Origin of the sequence: Allomuricauda ruestringensis DSM 13258, assembly GCF_000224085.1 — a bacterium.
GTDB lineage: Bacteria > Bacteroidota > Bacteroidia > Flavobacteriales > Flavobacteriaceae > Flagellimonas > Flagellimonas ruestringensis.
In genome coordinates, this window is record NC_015945.1 from 1,873,414 (window position 1) to 1,891,858 (window position 18,445).

Consider the following 18,445-nt stretch of genomic DNA (forward strand, 5'->3'; position numbering starts at 1 on the left):
ATGAGTTATCAACTAAAAAAGCCGGGAGAATATCCCAGCTTTTCTTGTTGTTATCTATTGACTTTTGGAATTACGATACTGCTGTTTCAAATATGTTTGCGGTCTCCAAGGTTTCCCTGATGGCGTTTCTATGCTTCATCAATAGGCTCTCTGTGGATGGTGGCAACACAAAATCCTTGTCATGCAATATATCGTTGTAAGTGGCGATAGCTTCTTTTTCGCCTCGATGCACTTCTTCAAGCATAGCTTCTTCATTGTTTGATGTAAACAGCGATTTAAAATCTATCCACGATCTGTGCAGTGTTCCTTTAGCGCTTCCTCCTTCATTTGGGGCTTGTCCAAAGGACATAATCTCTGCTTTTAGTTCCTGACCAAAATTGTACCGCTGTTTTGCGCTATTTAGGAAAAAATCTTTAATCGTTTTATTATCAACTTTTTCCGCTGCTTGCTTAAAACCCTTTTCCGCATCATAGGTTCTTTCCAAAAGTTCGTTTAATTTGTCCGACATTTCTACGGTGTACTTCATAATATCATCTTCATTTTGGGTTATTGGCCGTCGGCTCTCGACGACATCTGTATATTAAGCTATGGATATTTGGCACAATACCAAATTGTTGAGGTGGTTTATCATAGGTTTAACGTGATGAGCTTCAGTTGTTAAGGTCCATTAACTTTTTTTGTTTTAATAGCTGTGCAATAAACAAATAAATGTATATTTGCACCCGCTTAACAGATAAGCGATTTAAAAGAATTAATAATCAGGGTCGGGCACCCTACAAATTAATGTGATATGCCAGTTAAAATTAGACTTCAGAGACACGGTAAAAAAGGTAAACCATTCTATTGGGTAGTCGCTGCAGATGTAAGAGCGAAAAGAGATGGTAAATATTTGGAGAAATTGGGAACCTATAACCCAAATACCAATCCAGCTACAATCAATCTTGATATAGACGGTTCTGTAAAATGGTTGCAGAACGGTGCGCAGCCAACGGATACAGCTAGAGCTATTCTTTCTTATTCAGGCGTAATGATGAAGCACCACTTGGCAGGAGGTGTTCGTAAAGGAGCAATGACCGAAGAGCAAGCTGAAGAAAAGTTCAAAGCTTGGTTGGAAGAGAAAGAACAAAAAATCCAAGACAAGAAAGATGGTTTGAGCAAAGCTGAATCTGAAGCTAGAGCCAAAGCATTGGAAGCTGAAAAAGAAGTTAGCGCCAAGAGAGCTGCTGCTGCATTGCCAGAAGAGGAAGTAGCCGAAGAGGCGGCTGAGGAAACTGCTGAAGTTGCAACCGAGGAAGCTACTGCTGAAACTGAAGCACCAGCAGAAGAAGAGGCTCCTGCCGCCGAAGAAGAAGCTGACAAAAAAGAAGAATAGAAACGTAAGACGATGCGCAAGGAAGACTGCTTCTACCTGGGCAAAGTCGTTTCAAAATATAGTTTTAAGGGCGAGGTGTTGATTAAACTGGACACCGATGAGCCCGATATCTATGAAAACATGGAATCAGTACTTGTTTCATTGGGAAACAATCTGGTTCCATTTTTTATTGATAAATGCCGATTGCACAAATCCAACCTGCTACGCATCGATTTTGAAGAAGTAAAGGACGAACCTACTGCGGATAAGCTTATTGGTTCCGAATTATACCTTCCTCTGACCATGCTCCCTCCACTAACAGGCAACAAGTTTTATTTTCACGAGGTAATCGGTTTTACCCTAATGGATGAGGTTCACGGAGATATTGGTGTTGTGGAATCCATTAACGATAGTACTTCACAAGATTTATTTGAAGTTAAAAAAGGAGACAGGGAATTGTTGATTCCGGTTAGCGATGAAATAATCAAAAAGGTTGACCGTAAGGACAAGACAATTTTTGTGAAGACCCCCGAAGGTTTGGTGGATTTATATCTAGGTTAAAAATAAAAAGGAGGCAAATTAATGCCTCCCTATTGGCTCAATAAAACTAGACGAAACACTATTTTTTCCACTTGCCACCACCAAGGTAGAAACCTAGTGATATGCCTAAGTAGGAGTTTTTATTTTTCTAACTTGATGAATGTCATTAAAAATGAAAAGCAAATCCAATCAATCCTTGAAAAGCACTATCGGCCTTATCTTCATCTAAAGTCATATTGTATCGTATTGTTGGCTCAATACTTACATTGTTTGCGACAAACCAAGCATAACCCCCTTGAACACCAACCCAACTGGCACCATTTCCATTAGAACTTGCCCCAGTATAATCTAGTCCTAAAGGTATCTGGTTTATAATATAGTATTTAACTCCAACCTTATAATTAAATGTACCATCCATATCATCCCCGCCAGAATAACCTAAACCTACTTTTAAAGCTAAATTGTCGGCTACAAAGTAACCTCCCTCAGCTCCAACAGAATACAGGGTGAATCCATTAGTGGAGACTAGAGAAAATGCTGTGCTACCAGTAGTCCAAGAACCTGTATTGGCCTCGATAATCCAGCTACCTTGACTCAAGGAGTTTGAGTCATTTTGTGCATAAGTTGTTATTCCAACTAAAAGGAACATCGCAAAAACGATTTTTTTCATAATGAATAAAGTTTAGATAATTTGGTAATGATTTTATCAGGGACTTTCCCCGAAAATTGCTAGCGAAATAACCATATTCAGCTGAGTTATCACCCTGCGAATTAACGAATGGCCTGTATGAACTGACGGATACCTTATTTCAATTGATGGTTGTAAATTGTTTACAATGCTTTGCATTACCTTTGATTCAATGAAGCCGTTCAAATTCAAGGAATTTACCGTTTATCAAAATCAATGTGCCATGAAGGTGGGGACCGATGGGGTGCTGTTGGGTGCTTGGGCATCATTGGACAAGCTACCAGAATCAATTTTGGATATAGGCGCGGGAACTGGACTGATTGCCTTGCAAATGGCCCAACGCTCATCAGCAGAGGTTATTGATGCCATTGAGTTGGATGATGGTGCCTACGAACAATGTGTCACCAATTTTGAAGCATCACCATGGGGAGATAGATTGTTCTGTTACCATGCAGGTTTTGATGAGTTTGTTGATGAAATGGATGATAAGTACGACTTAATCGTTTCCAATCCACCATTCTATTCCGAAGATGTAGCTAGTGGGAACGAACCACGGGACAAGGCAAGGCAAAATATTTCATTGCCTTTTGGGGAATTAGTTGAGGGAGCAGCAAAACTTTTGACGGAGGATGGAATTTTTGCCGTCATTATTCCCTTTAAAGAAGAATCCAATTTTATAGCGCTTGCAAAGAACTCTGGGTTGTTCCCTGTGCGAATTACAAGGGTAAAGGGAAATCCCGAGACTGATTTTAAAAGATGCCTGATGGAATTTTGTTTTAATGAGGTCAAACCAAACATCAATAATTTGGTAATAGAGGTGGGCCGGCACCAATACACCAAAGAATACATTGAATTGACCCAAGCATTTTATTTAAAAATATAACAATGAACCAATGAAATGTTATATTTCGTCATTATATTTGATGGCACACCTTTAAGGGTGAACTGTTATTCCGCACGGCTGCTGAGCGCCCGCCTGCCGGACGGGCAGGAAGTCGAAGCAAGGTGCGGAATCAATTACAAATAAAATTATTCTGAATGAAACCCGATTTATTTGAAGCCCCAGATTACTATAATCTCGATGATTTGCTTTCCGAGGAACATAAACTCGTTCGTGATGCAGCCCGTCAATGGGTGAAGCGAGATATTTCACCCATTATTGAGGAATATGCCCAAAAGGCAGAATTCCCCAAACAGATTATCGGTGGATTGGCCGAAATCGGTGCTTTTGGACCCTACATTCCCGAAGAATATGGCGGGGCTGGCTTAGATCAGATCAGCTATGGATTGATCATGCAAGAAATTGAGCGGGGAGATAGCGGTGTACGTTCTACGGCTTCTGTGCAATCATCATTGGTGATGTATCCCATATTTGCTTACGGCTCCGAAGAACAGCGAAAAAAGTATCTGCCCAAGTTGGCGACCGGTGAGTGGATGGGTTGTTTTGGGCTTACCGAACCCAATCACGGATCCAATCCCGGTGGAATGGAAACCAAATTCAAAGATGCAGGCGATCATTATGTGTTGAACGGTGCCAAACTTTGGATTTCCAATTCGCCATTTGCCGACGTGGCCATAGTTTGGGCCAAAAATGAGGAAGGCAGGATTCACGGGCTTATCGTGGAACGTGGAATGGAAGGTTTTTCCACACCTGAGACCCATAACAAATGGTCGTTGCGTGCGTCTGCTACGGGCGAACTTATTTTTGATAATGTAAAAGTGCCCAAAGAAAACCTGTTGCCGGGTAAAAACGGACTTGGGGCACCACTCGGTTGTTTGGACTCCGCCCGTTACGGAATTGCTTGGGGTGCCATTGGTGCTGCCATGGATTGTTACGATACGGCACTCCGATATGCCAAGGAACGCGTTCAATTCGGGAAACCCATTGCCGCATACCAGCTTCAGCAAAAAAAATTGGCCGAAATGATCACCGAAATCACAAAGGCCCAGTTACTGGCTTTCCGTTTGGGACAGTTAAAAAATGAAGGGAAGGCCACTACGGCACAAATTTCCATGGCCAAACGGAACAATGTGGACATGGCCATAAAAATTGCCCGCGAAGCAAGACAGATATTGGGTGGGATGGGGATTACCGGCGAATACAGCATTATGCGCCACATGATGAACCTTGAAAGTGTGATCACTTACGAAGGTACCCACGATATCCACTTGTTGATTACCGGAGCAGATATTACCGGAATCCAGGCATTTAAATAATCAAGGTCAAGGGTCAAGAAACTTTCTCCACAGTTACCTTAATGGATTTACTAATGGGTGTCTGGCTTTTATCAGCAAAATGATTATGGGGAACCAACATATTGGTTTCTGGAAAATAAGCGGCCATGTTCCCTTTCGGGATTTCATAGGGCACAACTATAAATTTTTCCGCGGTGCGTTGAATTCCGTCATAATTACTATGCAGATGAACCACATCCAGTTTGGTCAGGTGTTTCTCCACCATATCTTCTTCATTCATAAAAACTACGCGGCGCTCGTTGTGGATGCCACGGTAACGATCGTTCAATCCATAAATGGTAGTGTTGAACTGGTCATGGGACCGTATGGTCATCAAAAGGAATTCATCAGGATTGAGGTTATGGTCGGGCAAAGAGGTAATGGATAACTGTGCCCTACCATTCGGCAACATTCTAAAATCACGTTCACGAACATTGTTCGGTAGGTAATATCCAAATCCTTTGGACTGTTCGTTTGTATTTTTAAACCCTTTTACAGTCTTATCGATAAGATTTCGGATAAGGCTGTAATCTTGTCCCAATGAAAACCAATCCATGGAATGATTGCCCCTAAAATAGGTGTGGGCCAAGAGCGCAATAATCTCCGGTTCGCTTTTGATATGTTCCGAAGCAGGTTTCAACAATCCTTTGCTTTGGCGTACCTTGCCCGTACTGCTTTCCATGGTCAAAAATTGAAGCGCTCCATTTTTCTCATCCTTTTCGGAACGCCCAAAAGTGGGGAGTAAAAGTGCGGTTTTGCCTGTGACCAAATGACTCCGGTTCAGTTTAGTGCTTATCTGAACCGTTAAATCACAATTTTGTAGGGCTTCTGCAGTAAATCTGGTATCCGATGCCGCCATCACAAAATTGCCGCCCAAACAAATAAAGACCTTTGCCTTTTTTTCGTGCATGGCCTTAATGGCTTCCACAGTATCATAACCCTGTTCGGTAGGTGGGTCAAAATTGAGGTGCTCCTGGATTTTCTGGTTCAATCCTTTGCTCACGTAGTGCATAATACCAACAGAACGATCCCCTTGTACATTGCTATGGCCCCGAACGGGACAAGTACCGGCAAAGGGTTTGCCCACGGCACCTTTGAGCAACAAAATGTTCACATATTCCTTGATACTCTCCACCGCATTTTTATGCTGGGTGATCCCCATGGCCCAGCAGACCACAATTTTGGAGTTTTCCGCCAACAATTCGACCACCTTGTCTATTTTTCGCATGTAGACCCCAGCTCGTTTCTGAAGGCTTTCCATATCGTAACGGTCTAAATCTTTTAATAGATCATCATAGCCGTCAACATACTCCACAATAAATTCATGGTCAAGAACATTGGAGTTCTTGGCATCGAGGGCAACCAATTTTTTTAAGATGAGTTTGGCCAATGGAATGTCCTCATTGATTTTTACAGCTAAGTGTACGTCGGCAATAGGCTGTCCGTTCCCCAGCATACCAGAAATGCTTTGGGGGTTTTTAAAATTGACCAGCCCCGTCTCAGCCAATGGGTTTATGCTGATAATCTTGCCACCATTCTTTTTGCACTTTTCCAGTGCCGATAACATTCTCGGATGATTGGTCCCTGGATTTTGGCCCACGACCAGAATAACTTCCGCCCCATATAAATCATCTAGTTTAACGGAACCTTTCCCAATACCCAATGTTTCGGAAAGCGCTACCCCCGATGATTCGTGGCACATATTGGAGCAATCCGGCAGATTGTTTGTGCCAAAAGCACGGGCAAACATACCGTAGAGATAAGCAGCTTCGTTGCTGGACCTGCCCGAAGTATAAAAAATGGCCTCATTGGGTTTTTTTAGCTTATGCAATTCCTCCGAGATTAGCTCAAAAGCATCTTGCCAAGTAATGGGTTCGTAGTGAACACTGTTTGGTTTAAGAACCATTGGTTCAATGATCCTACCTAATTTGTTCAGTTCAAAATCGCTTAGTCGGGATAGTTCTTCTACGGAATGTTTTGCAAAAAAATCACCTCCAATATGTTCCCTTGTGGCTTCATCTGCCAAGGCCTTTGCCCCGTTTTCGCAGTACTCCGCAATTTTAGATGGATGTTCGGGAACGGGCCATGCACAACTGGGGCAACGGAAACCGTCCTCTTGGTTCATTTCCAACAAGCTCCGCATGGAACGTAAAATGCCCATTTCCTTAAAAGTGTGCCGTAACGTTTCCCGTACCCCTAAAAGACCTGCTGAGGTTTGCATGGGCCCTTTTAGGCGCAGTCCCGTGAATTTGATATCCCCGGTGAGGGAAACATTGCGCTTTATCTCTTTTTCCATGCCCTAATATAGGAGTTTTGGGGTTGGATAATTATTTATCATCACTTTGACTGATCCTAATATCGAAAGGAATTACCTTTAATTTGAATTTGTATTACAACGTATTTCCTATGTAATTTAGCAAAAATCGAGTACTTTAAAGCATGTTTGCCCTTGTAGATTGCAATAACTTCTATGCCTCGTGTGAACGGGTTTTTCAGCCACAGTTCAACAATGTTCCTGTGGCCATTCTGTCCAATAATGATGGTTGTTTCATCTCGCGCAGCGATGAAGCAAAGACACTTGGGCTGCCCATGGGAGCCCCAGAATTTAAGTATAGGAAGTTTTGCGAGGACAACAAGATAAAGGTGTTTTCATCCAATTACCCCCTGTACGGAGATATGAGCACTAGGGTGATGAATATTCTTGGAACGTTCACCCCCGATATTGAAGTATATAGTATTGACGAGGCCTTTTTAAAGTTTGATGGTTTCCAGCACTACAATTTTGAATCTTACGGAAGGGAAATTCAAAGAAACGTCCAAAAATGTACAGGAATCCCCATCAGTATAGGAATTGCGCCGACAAAGGGTCTGGCCAAAGTAGCCAATAAAATTGCCAAAAAGCTGAAAACAAAAACAGGGGGTGTATATGTAATTCAATCCGAAGAAAGACGGGTAAAAGCATTAAAATGGACCAAGATTGAAAGTGTTTGGGGGGTAGGACGTGGAAACCTGAAACGACTTCAGGCCAGAAACATAAAAACGGCTTATGACTTCACCCAATTATCAGATGAATGGGTACGGAAACAAATGGCTATAATCGGTCTTAGACTGAAGAAGGACCTTCAAGGCATTCCAACATTGGACTTGGATGATGACACCCGCGATAAAAAGGCCATAGCCACCACAAGAAGTTTTGAAGGCACGTATTCCGATATGGAAAATATTAAAGAAAGAATATCCACTTTCGCAACCAGTTGTGCCGAAAAATTGCGGAGCCAAGGAAGTAGTTGCAACTATCTCGTTGTTCTTTTAAGAAGCGATAGGCATAAAAAGGATGAGCCCCAGGATAGAAGCAGTCTTATTATTACCATGCCCTATGCTACGGATTCTAGCCTAACCATAAGCAACTACGCAGTTAAGGCGGCGGTTGCCCTATTCAAACCTGGAATCAAATACAAAAGGGCAGGAGTGATCGTATCGGGGCTAGTGCCCACCAATGAAAGGCAATTGGATCTGTTCCTGTCCGAAAATCCCAAGCATCATAAGCTTATGCAGGTGATGGACAACATCAACAATAAATATAATGGGCACAAAATGAAGATTGCCAATCAAGACCTGAAAAGGACCTGGAAAATGCGACAAGAACACCTTTCCCCTAAATATACAACGAACATCAATGAAATCATTGTAGTAAAATGATCCCCAAGAAATCCCAGAATACCGATGCACTCACTTTTTTTGTTCCAGATAAAGAACAAAATGTGACCATTCCAATATCAAACAATACTGTTTCCGCAGGATTTCCTTCACCGGCCGATGACTTCAAACAAAAGCGCATTAGCCTGGATAATACATTGATCAAAAACAAAGAAGCCACATTCTATGCAAGGGTAAGTGGACAATCCATGATCGGAGCGGGACTGGATGATGGAGATCTATTGGTCATAGATAGAAGTTTGGAAGCGGAGCATGGCAAAATAGCCGTTTGTTTTTTGGATGGGGAATTCACCGTAAAACGGTTGAGCATCGAAAAGGACACTATTACATTGATGCCCGAGAATAAAAATTACAAACCCATTAAGGTTTCCAAGGACAGTGACCTATTGATTTGGGGAGTGGTCACCTATGTCATCAAGGCGGTGTAAGAGATAGATTTCTCAATCGTCACTATGTTCCTCATTTCGAAATGACAGGTTGCCCTTTTTTATTGATGATGTCATTTCGAACCGACCAGAGGGAGTGTGAGAAATCTTGAGTCTATCTGTCCTAAACTTGGGTCTCGACTGCGCTCGACCTGACACCAACTAGTTTTCAATTATTAGTGAAAATTCGTGTGATTCGTGTCAAACCATTAACCTTTCACCCTTTATTCTTTTCCATACAGATTCTTTACTCCGTTTAGAATGACAAATAGATTTCTCAATCGTCACTACGTTCCTCATTTCGAAATGACAGGTTGCCCTTTTTTATTGATGATGTCATTTCGAACCGAACCTCGATGGTTGTCGGGAGAGCGTGAGAAATCTTATAACGATAAATAAGCCTATTTTGATGGAACTTAACCTGATTTTTCTTGAAAAGACGGCAAGTTCAAAAAGCTTTGCTATCTTTGCAACGTTGTGTTGGATTCCAGTCGCGATGATTGGAATCAGGTTGAAGCATCAAACCGATGCTCGCCAATGAAAGGCTTTCCATTTGGAAGGCTTTTTTTGTTTGTGAGACCGATAGGTCGAACAAATTCCGCTGCAGAGCGGAATCTTCTTTTCTAAGAGTCTCGACTGCACTCGACTTGACATCCAGCCAGTGTTTTAATGATAAGGTGTTAGTGAAAATTAGTGCAATTTGTGTCAAACCTTTTATCCAGTTGACTCTACAATAGATTCTTCGCAAAGTTTGTCTTGAGCGTAGTCGAAAGGCTCAGGATGACAAATGCAAGTACCATCAACTTCCCGAAACAGCATGTGCCACATAGTGCACTAATGAAGCGGCCAATTTGGCCGTTTGCCCATCAATATCATATTTGGGGTTCATCTCGGCAATATCCAAGCTGATCAGTTTTCCCGAGCCAATAATGGTCTTCAAACATTCAAGGACAATGTGCGGGGTAAAACCCATGGGTGATGCTGCACTCACTCCTGGGGCATAGGCCGATGAAAACCCGTCCAAATCAATGGTGACATACACATAATCCACATTTTTAGCGAAGGCATTGATCCAAGTGGTAATTTCTTCCAACAGAGGAATTTGAAAAGTATCGTTCATTACATAGATGACATCCAAATCTCTGGCTCTTTGGAAAAGGTTTCTGTCATTGGCATCATTTCGAATGCCGAGGCAGAGGTAATTAAAATCAATGTCCTCTTTTTCACAGCCTTTGGCAATCTGATAAAACGGAGTGCCGGAATTACTTTGTTCTGTGTTTTTTCGAAGGTCAAAATGCGCATCAAAATTGATGATACCGATGGTTTGCCCTTCTTTTTTGGTATCCAAATAGGTTTTGATACCATTGTAGTGTCCGTAAGCCATATCGTGACCGCCACCCAATACTATGGGGAATTGTTTTTTCTCCAAAAGGACCTTGACCACTTCGGCAAGTGTTTTTTGCGAGGTTTCCATATCACCATCTGGGCAAGTAATTGAGCCTACATCGTGCAAAAGCACATTGCTTCCCAAGTGATTGGGCATTTTTCCAAAACTACTTTTTATTACATCAGGTCCAGTAACAGCTCCGACCCGTCCTTGATTTCGTCGAACACCTTCATCACAGGCGTAGCCCAACAGGGCAATGGATTTTTTTTGGGCCTTGGGAATTTCGTTCAAAGGGGTAAAGTGCACCTTTTCATGAAGGTACAACCATTTATTGGACACTCTTCCGGTCCAAAGGTTTTGATTTGGGATTTGGTAATGTTTCATAGTATTAAAATAGGTCGTCCAGAATATCCGGTTCCACCAGATGAGGTAAAGTTACTTTTAAATTTGGAGAGCGTTTCATTTCCCGTTCAATGGCGAACCTTGCTTCTTTGTTCCGAGCCCAACTTCTGCGGGAAATTCCATTGTTCACATCAAAAAACAACATTTTTTTCAATCGGTTGGATGCTTCTTCGGATCCATCCAATACCATACCAAAACCGCCATTGATGACTTCTCCCCAGCCAACGCCACCACCATTGTGAATGGAAACCCAAGTGGCGCCTCTAAAACTGTCGCCAATCACATTTTGGATGGCCATATCGGCGGTGAATTTGCTGCCGTCGTAAATATTGCTGGTCTCTCTAAAGGGAGAGTCCGTGCCGCTTACATCGTGATGGTCACGTCCCAACACCACGGGAGCGCTAATTTCTCCCTTGGCAATGGCGGTGTTGAAGGCATCGGCAATTTTGCTTCGCCCCTCAGCATCGGCGTACAAAATCCGGGCTTGTGAGCCTACCACCAATTTGTTCTGTTCCGCTTCCGAAATCCATTTAATGTTGTCCTGCATCTGTTGTTGGATTTCTTCAGGTGCTTCGGATTTTATCTTTTTCATCACCTCAAGGGCAATGGCGTCGGTTTTTTGAAGGTCTTTGGGGTCACCTGAGGTGCAGACCCATCGGAATGGACCAAAACCGTAGTCAAAACACATGGGACCCAAAATATCCTGCACGTAGGATGGATACCTGAAATCGATGTTGTTTTCGGCCATCACATCGCCGCCCGCGCGGGAAACTTCCAGCAAAAAGGCATTGCCGTAATCAAAAAAGTAGGTGCCTTTTGCCGTATGTTTATTAATAGCAGTGATTTGTCTTCGCAGCGATTCCTGCACTTTTTCCTTGAATGCTTCGGGATTTTCCACCATCATGGCATTGGATGCTTCAAAAGAAAGCCCCACGGGATAATACCCCCCTGCCCAAGGGTTGTGCAAAGAGGTTTGATCTGATCCCAAATGAATAAAAACATCTTCTTCAAAAAATCGTTCCCAAACATCAACCACATTGCCGATGTATGCCAAGGAAACCACTTCTTTGTTTTCCACTGCCTCTTTGGTGCGCACGACCAATAGATCTAAATCCACCAAAAGTTCATCCACCCAACCTTGATTGTGACGTTTTTTGGCAGCTTCGGGGTTGACTTCTGCACAAATGGTAATGCCCCCCGCAATGTTTCCTGCCTTTGGCTGTGCGCCACTCATGCCTCCCAATCCAGCGGTCAAGAAAATCTTGCCTTCGGGCGATTCATTTTTCTGTAATACTTTGCGAAAGGCATTCATGACCGTAATGGCCGTTCCGTGGACAATACCCTGGGGGCCAATGTACATATAGGAGCCAGCCGTCATCTGTCCGTATTGGGTGACGCCAAGTGCGTTATTTTTTTCCCAATCATCGGGTTTGGAGTAGTTGGGAATCATCATCCCATTGGTAACCACCACTCTTGGCGCTTCTTTGGATGATGGAAAAAGCCCCATTGGATGCCCAGAATACATATTGAGTGTCTGCTCCTCGGTCATTTCCGTCAAATATTTCATGGTGAGCAGGTATTGTGCCCAGTTTTGAAAAACCGCTCCGTTGCCTCCGTAGGTAATCAGTTCTTCGGGATGCTGTGCCACGGCTGGATCCAAATTGTTCTGGATCATGAGCATAATGGCCGCAGCCTGATGCGTTTTGGCAGGATATTCCGAAATAGGCCGCGCATACATTTCATAATCGGGCTTAAACCGATGCATGTAGATGCGACCATAGGTTTTGAGTTCTTCAGCAAATTCTTGTGCTAACGCTTTATGCCAAGCCTTCGGAAAATAACGTAGCGCATTTTGTACGGCCAGTTTTTTTTCTTCCTTGGAGAGAACGTCCTTCCGTTTTGGAGCTGGGTTACCATTTTTTGGGCAACTTTTTTTGGGAGGAAGTTGCTCGGGTATGCCTTGTAATATCTGTTGCTGAAATTCGGTCATGATTCAAACTTTTAGTGGATAGGAACTCCTTTTTTCCATACTTCATTGGGCTTCATTTGCCCTTGGTGATAGGTTATTTCTTGATAGTTGTCCGTAGGGAAAATAACAAAATCGGCCTGTACCCCTGCTTCCAATTTCCCACGGTCGGTTAAACGTAAGGCAGCTGCGGCTCTAGAGGTAATACCTGCCAAAACTTCGGTGTTGGACAGTTTTTCAAAGGTTCCCAAAATACTCGCTTGGGTCAACAGATCGCCCATGGGGGCAGACCCTGGGTTGTGGTCGCTGGCAATGGACAAAGCGCCACCAGCATCTAAAATTTTCCGTGCTGGGGTGTAGGCGCATCCCAAACCAATGGATGCACCGGGCAAAGCGGTCGCAATAGTGTTACTTTTTGCCAATAATTCTATTTCTTTTTCGGTGCTGGCTTCCAAATGGTCGGCACTTACCGCATCAAAATCCACGGCAACTTGACTGCCGCCTGTGGTAAATTGGTCGGCATGTACCGTGATATCAAATCCCATTGCTTTGGCTTTTTGGAAATAGGGTTTGATTTCTTCAGGAGAAAAAGCACTTTCCTCCACAAAGGCATCCACACGATGGGCCAAGTTTTCCTCTTTTATGATGGGAAACAATTCCTTGATAATCACATCGAGATATTCCTTGTCCTGATTCCAATCTTTGGGCTTCATGTGGGCTGCCAAACAAGTTGGAATCAATGACGCATTCGAAGTTTCATTGGCCTGTTTGATGGCGCGTAGCATTTTCAATTCTTCATCTACAGAAAGACCATAACCACTTTTCACCTCAATAGTGGTGACACCGTTTTTGAGATGTTTTTTACTTCTGGAAATAATGCCTTCAACCAATTGTTCTTGTGATGCTTTTCGGGTTTGGGTCACCGTGTCCCAGATACCACCGCCAGCTTTGGCGATTTCCAAATAGGTTTTTCCTGCATTTCTGTAAGCGTAGTCCCTGGCACGGGTGCCTCCAAAACAGATGTGGGTATGCGAGTCCACAAAACCGGGAAGGCAAATATTTTGCCCCTCGATATGATGGATGTCGACATCATCGGATTTTAAATCCTTAAAAACACCGACTTTGAGAATTTTTCCTTCGGAAACCAAAATACCCCCATTTTCAATGATGGGCAGTTGCTCATCTTTTAAGGCTCCTTTTAATGGAAGCCCCGTCATGGGAAGTAATTGGGTAAATGGTCCTATTAATAGTGGTTTGTTCATTTTAATATGTTTCAAATGCTTCAAGATGTGGGGTGTTCCATTTCAGTTGTTTCTCATCCATTACACGATCTACCAAATCGATGATGTCTCCGTTTTGGATGATGTCGATTCCTTTCTCGATATCGTCTGCAAAAACACGGTCGTTTTCTGCAAAAGCGACTTTGGTTCTGAGGAAAGTATGGATTTCATCCAACACAATGCCCGATTTTAATGGTTTTCTGTATTCGAATGCCTGCGCTGAGGTCAACAGTTCAATAGCGAGGATTTTCTCCACATTGTTAATAATGTTTAGTGCTTTTCTACCGCTGATGGAGCCCATGCTCACATGATCTTCCTGTCCCAAAGAGGTTGGGATGCTATCGGCACTAGCTGGAAAACACAGACTTTTGTTCTCACTTGCCAATGCTGCTGAGGTATATTGCAAGATCATATAGCCCGAATTGATGCCCGTATTGTTCATCAATAATTTGGGAACACCAGGACTGTTGCCTTCTAGGGCCAGATAGATGCGACGGTCGGAAATGTTGCCCAGTTCGGAGGCAGCAAGAGCGGCATAATCCAAGGCCATGGCCAAGGGTTGTCCATGGAAGTTGCCTCCGCTGATGGTGAGTTCATCATTTATGATGATGGGATTGTCCGTGACCGAGTTGAGTTCTATTTCCAAGAGTTCTTTCAGGTGGAGCCAAGCATTTCGGGATGCCCCGTGCACTTGCGGCATACAGCGAAGGGAGTAGGGATCCTGTACCCGTTCACAATCTATATGGTCTTCCAAAATCTCGGAACCTTGAAGTAATGTTCTAATTCTTCCCGCTACGTGTTGGTTGCCTTTGAATGGGCGCAATTCATGCAATTCTTCAAAAAAGGGTTTCATGGAACCTTGTAGGCCTTCGAGCATCATCGCCCCGATAATATCCGCATGTCGCAGGCAATGCTGTAATTTGTGAACGACCATTACCCCATGTGCGGCGATAAATTGGGTGCCGTTGATCAAGGCAAGCCCTTCTTTGGGGCCCAGTTCCAAAGGAGCTAACCCATTCTGATGAAAAAGTTCTTGTGTTGAAATGGTTTTTCCTTGGTATTCCACTTTGCCCAAACCTATTAAAGGCAGGAACAAATGCGAGAGTGGCGCTAAATCACCGGATGCGCCTACCGAACCTTGACTTGGGACAATGGGAATGGCATCGTTCTCCAAATGCCAGAGCATACGTTGCAAGGTAGCTTCAGCAATGCCAGAGTACCCTTTGGCCAAGGCGTGTATTTTAAGAATCAGCATAATTTTTGCCAATTCGTTGGAGATGGGTTCGCCCACACCCACGCTATGGCTCTGCAATATATTGGATTGAAGAATTTTGGTGTCTTCTTTGGATATCTTGGTGTTGCACAAGGGGCCAAAGCCCGTGTTGATGCCATAAACCGTATCGCCTTTTTCCACGATGCGTTGCACACGTTGGTAACTGACATTTACATTTTTTAGGCATTCATCGGAAAAAATACCCTTTATGGTGCCATGGGCCATACCCAAAGCTATGCTTGCGGTTAAATGGTCTTCGCCAAATTGAAATGTTCGGTCTAACGCCATGTTTTTTCTTTTGAATAAAATTACGAGTTAGGTTTAATAATTACCAATACTTATTTTTGTAACAATCAATAAGTATGAATTATCAAATAGAGCTTCGACATTTCATCTATTTTTTGGCCGTGGCCGAAGAACTCCATTATAGAAAAGCGGCAGAAAAACTATTTATTTCCCAACCTGGACTGAGTACACAGATCAAACAGATGGAAGAGATACTGGGCACCCAACTTTTTGTGAGAGACAAGAAAAAGGTGAGTTTGACCCCTGCAGGGGAATTTTTGAAAAAGGAGGTGGAATTTATTTTGAACCATTTGGAACAGACCAAAAAGCAGGTCAAACTTATCGGGGATGGACAATTAGGGGAGGTGCGTATCGGTTTTTTGGGCTCGGCCATGCAAAATGTGGTTCCTAATTTATTGTTGGGATTAAAAGAAAAATATCCAACCGTCCACACCACTTTGGAAGAACTCTCCAACCGTGCGCAGATCAATGCGATATTGGCCGACCGTTTGGATCTGGGCTTTGTACGATTGTCACGCGTGCCAAAAGGGCTGGATGTAAAGCCCGTTTTTGAGGATACCTTTTCCTTGGTATTGCCAGCAGCGCATCCTTTGGATGAAAAGAACTTTAAGAACATCAATCAAGTGGCGAACGAGGATTTTATTCTTTTTTCCCAAGATTATAGTCCCATGTATTACGATACGGTGCTCAGCATTTGCGAGGATAGTGGGTTTGTGCCCAATGTTTCACATAAATCGGTGCATGCCCAGACCATATTTAAGTTGGTGGAGAACAAATTGGGCATTGCCATTGTACCGACCACGCTTCAACATGGGTTTCAAATGAAGGTGAAGTTCATCGAAATGAAAAACATAAAACAACGTGCCGTATTGAGTATGGTCTGGAAAACAGACAATCGAAACCCTGCACTTCAAAAATGTATGGATTTGCTCATGAAATTATGACGGCAACTTTTTGGGGAGTACCTTTGGGATTGTCAATTCGATTTTTGGAGTGAAACGACGAAAATTTTATCGAGAATTTAAATAAAAGAAACTTTGTTCTCGAAACTTTTTCCAAAGGAAAAAACTCGAACTGACGTTTCTTTTGTTATCCGAATAAAAATAGAAGAAAATTCAACTTAATAGACGATTATGATTTTTGATTTGATCAAGGAAAGAAGAAGCATTTTCCCCCCGCAATATATAGATAAACCGATTCCCAAAGAAACCATTGAAAAGATTTTGGAAGCGGCAAATTGGGCCCCTACCCATAAGAAAACAGAACCTTGGCGCTTTAAGGTGTTGACGGGAGACAAGAAACAGGAGCTGGGCATTTTTCTTTCCAATAAATATGAAGAGGTTGACCCCAGGCCCAAGCAGATGAAAATCAAAAAACTGCAATTTAACCCATCAAATTCGGGTGCTGTAATCGCCATTTGCATGCAAAGGGACCCGAAAGAAAGTTTGCCAGAGTGGGAGGAAATTGCTTCTGTGGCCATGGCGGTTCAGAATATGTGGCTATGTTGCACCGAACTCGGTATCGGAAGTTATTGGTCTTCCCCTGGACTCATAAATTACATGGATGAATTCTTTGATTTGAAAGCGGGTGAGAAATGTCTGGGCTTTTTCTATCTGGGTTATTTTGATGGGGAGGTAATCCCATCCGCCAGAACCCCTATTTCCGAAAAAGTGGAATGGCTGGATTAACTAAAGGTAAACAGGTCACCCGCATATTTGATGGAAATGTACACGTAGAAGATGGCATATACAACGGTGACCAACAATTTCATAAAGGTACCGGTCAAAAAACCCAAAAACGAACCAAAAGCCGCCTTCATGGCGGTTTCTTTGTTGGCCTTGTTCAGCAATTCGCCGACCAAGGCCCCAATAAAGGGCCAAATAATAATTCCGAATGGGCCAAAAATAGGAACAAAGATAGCCACAAGTAATCCTATAATGGTGCCCCACATTCCTGCTTTGCTGCCACCAAACCGTTTGGTGCCCATGGCGGGAATCACATAATCCAAAACGGTTATGGTTATGGCTATCACAAAGGTAACCCCCAAGACCCACCAATTGTCGGGTACGGCTTTGGTCAAGTATAGTAACAGCAGTCCAACCCAACTTATAGGCGGACCGGGCAATACGGGCAAAAAACTCCCAAGTATCCCGACGAGCATCAGGAGAAACCCTAAAATAAGCAATGCAATGTCCATGGTTGTGTTTTACTGTTAGACAAATGTAGGAGACAATTGTTACAAACAAAATCAAAATAAAACCCTACCCCTAAAAATTTCGTAGGTAAATTTGAAACCAATTACGAAACTGTCGTGAAAACGAATAAAAAATATACAAAACCAAGGTTCATTCAAACAGGGTGCGCCCTTACGGTAATGTTTTATTTGCTCGGACTTTTTAATGGTTTGGTGTTGGAAACCCTTCATGAAGTATCGCATGTGATGGCCCCAAAAACACACCAACATAACTTTGCCTCGGACCACGAAGCTATCGATTATTCTTCTTTGGAGGCAATGGCAGGTCACTCGCACGAAGCGTTGGAAGCCTTAAAGGATTTATTGGAGGCCAATCAACCAGACGAGCAAGAATCCAAGGGTGATTTCAGCCTTAAATTGGATAAGCACTTCATTGAAGAAACCCATATTACACCCGAAATCAGTACTTCAATATTTAGTAAAAGTGATTGGTCATACCAAAACATAACTTCTTTTTGGTGCCAAGATGTAATCACTCCCCCTCCCCAGCATAGCTGAATTTAATTTATCGGAAAAGTTCTGAATTCGTCACCCTGAACTTGTTTCAGGGTCAGACCATTGAACAGAACATTGGTTGTGAGATGCTGAAACGAGTTCAGCATGACATTTCATGTGCTTTTT

At 43.0% G+C, this 18,445-nt stretch carries 17 protein-coding genes; 9 read left to right on the plus strand and 8 right to left on the minus strand.

Annotated features, from left to right (window positions below; all coding sequences use genetic code 11):
- Positions 1-70 precede the first annotated feature (70 nt).
- Positions 71-526, minus strand: coding sequence for a ferritin-like domain-containing protein (locus MURRU_RS08420; RefSeq protein ID WP_014033036.1), 456 nt, complete (start codon positions 524-526; stop codon positions 71-73).
- Between the two features lie 264 nt (positions 527-790).
- Here MURRU_RS08420 and MURRU_RS08425 point away from each other — a divergent pair, with 264 nt between their 5' ends.
- Both MURRU_RS08425 and rimM read left to right on the plus strand, forming a co-directional pair.
- Positions 791-1,372 (plus strand): 30S ribosomal protein S16, encoded by a 582-nt coding sequence (locus tag MURRU_RS08425; protein WP_014033037.1) that lies wholly within the window; start codon positions 791-793, stop codon positions 1,370-1,372.
- 12 nt (positions 1,373-1,384) lie between these two features.
- Positions 1,385-1,912: a ribosome maturation factor RimM gene (gene rimM / locus MURRU_RS08430; RefSeq protein ID WP_014033038.1), complete on the plus strand. Its 528-nt coding sequence runs from the start codon at positions 1,385-1,387 to the stop codon at positions 1,910-1,912.
- A 145-nt stretch (positions 1,913-2,057) separates the two neighbouring features.
- Here rimM and MURRU_RS08435 read toward each other — a convergent pair whose 3' ends face one another.
- Positions 2,058-2,561 (minus strand): hypothetical protein, encoded by a 504-nt coding sequence (locus tag MURRU_RS08435; protein WP_014033039.1) that lies wholly within the window; start codon positions 2,559-2,561, stop codon positions 2,058-2,060.
- A 190-nt stretch (positions 2,562-2,751) separates the two neighbouring features.
- On the opposite strand from MURRU_RS08435, the gene MURRU_RS08440 reads away from it, so the two are divergent.
- A complete protein-coding gene (locus tag MURRU_RS08440; RefSeq protein ID WP_148261494.1) occupies positions 2,752-3,462 on the plus strand; it encodes a tRNA1(Val) (adenine(37)-N6)-methyltransferase in 711 nt (236 codons plus the stop codon).
- Positions 3,463-3,617: 155 nt separating this feature from the next.
- Positions 3,618-4,796: an acyl-CoA dehydrogenase family protein gene (locus MURRU_RS08445; RefSeq protein ID WP_014033041.1), complete on the plus strand. Its 1,179-nt coding sequence runs from the start codon at positions 3,618-3,620 to the stop codon at positions 4,794-4,796.
- A gap of 13 nt (positions 4,797-4,809) precedes the next feature.
- Here MURRU_RS08445 and MURRU_RS08450 read toward each other — a convergent pair whose 3' ends face one another.
- Complete coding sequence (locus MURRU_RS08450; protein ID WP_014033042.1) at positions 4,810-7,110, minus strand: FdhF/YdeP family oxidoreductase; 2,301 nt, start codon at positions 7,108-7,110, stop codon at positions 4,810-4,812.
- 143 nt (positions 7,111-7,253) lie between these two features.
- Between MURRU_RS08450 and MURRU_RS08455 the strand changes: the two genes are divergently transcribed.
- Complete coding sequence (locus tag MURRU_RS08455; protein WP_014033043.1) at positions 7,254-8,513, plus strand: Y-family DNA polymerase; 1,260 nt, start codon at positions 7,254-7,256, stop codon at positions 8,511-8,513.
- Entirely contained in the window at positions 8,510-8,959 is a 450-nt protein-coding gene (locus tag MURRU_RS08460) for a LexA family protein (protein WP_014033044.1), read from the plus strand. Before MURRU_RS08455 ends, MURRU_RS08460 begins: the two co-directional genes overlap by 4 nt.
- A gap of 796 nt (positions 8,960-9,755) precedes the next feature.
- On the opposite strand, the gene hutG is transcribed toward MURRU_RS08460, so the two are convergent.
- From hutG to hutH, 4 genes are read right to left on the minus strand one after another with little or no spacing between them, the layout of a single operon-like run.
- Positions 9,756-10,727: a formimidoylglutamase gene (gene hutG, locus MURRU_RS08465; protein WP_014033045.1), complete on the minus strand. Its 972-nt coding sequence runs from the start codon at positions 10,725-10,727 to the stop codon at positions 9,756-9,758.
- A 4-nt stretch (positions 10,728-10,731) separates the two neighbouring features.
- Positions 10,732-12,735, minus strand: a complete 2,004-nt coding sequence (locus tag MURRU_RS08470) for a urocanate hydratase (protein ID WP_014033046.1) — start codon at positions 12,733-12,735, stop codon at positions 10,732-10,734.
- A gap of 11 nt (positions 12,736-12,746) precedes the next feature.
- Positions 12,747-13,973 carry an imidazolonepropionase gene (gene hutI / locus MURRU_RS08475; protein ID WP_014033047.1) on the minus strand — a complete coding sequence of 409 codons (1,227 nt, stop codon included), beginning with the start codon at positions 13,971-13,973 and terminating at the stop codon, positions 12,747-12,749.
- Position 13,974: 1 nt separating this feature from the next.
- A complete protein-coding gene (gene hutH / locus MURRU_RS08480; RefSeq protein ID WP_014033048.1) occupies positions 13,975-15,552 on the minus strand; it encodes a histidine ammonia-lyase in 1,578 nt (525 codons plus the stop codon).
- A 74-nt stretch (positions 15,553-15,626) separates the two neighbouring features.
- Between hutH and MURRU_RS08485 the strand changes: the two genes are divergently transcribed.
- Together MURRU_RS08485 and MURRU_RS08490 are read left to right on the plus strand one after the other, a co-directional pair.
- Entirely contained in the window at positions 15,627-16,514 is an 888-nt protein-coding gene (locus tag MURRU_RS08485) for a LysR family transcriptional regulator (RefSeq protein ID WP_014033049.1), read from the plus strand.
- 189 nt (positions 16,515-16,703) lie between these two features.
- Positions 16,704-17,258, plus strand: coding sequence for a nitroreductase family protein (locus MURRU_RS08490; protein ID WP_014033050.1), 555 nt, complete (start codon positions 16,704-16,706; stop codon positions 17,256-17,258).
- Here the strand turns inward: MURRU_RS08490 and MURRU_RS08495 are convergent.
- A complete protein-coding gene (locus MURRU_RS08495) occupies positions 17,255-17,767 on the minus strand; it encodes a DUF456 domain-containing protein (protein ID WP_014033051.1) in 513 nt (170 codons plus the stop codon). The two genes, MURRU_RS08490 and MURRU_RS08495, sit on opposite strands and share 4 nt — an antisense overlap.
- A gap of 114 nt (positions 17,768-17,881) precedes the next feature.
- Between MURRU_RS08495 and MURRU_RS08500 the strand changes: the two genes are divergently transcribed.
- Positions 17,882-18,322, plus strand: coding sequence for a hypothetical protein (locus MURRU_RS08500; protein WP_014033052.1), 441 nt, complete (start codon positions 17,882-17,884; stop codon positions 18,320-18,322).
- Positions 18,323-18,445 lie beyond the last annotated feature (123 nt).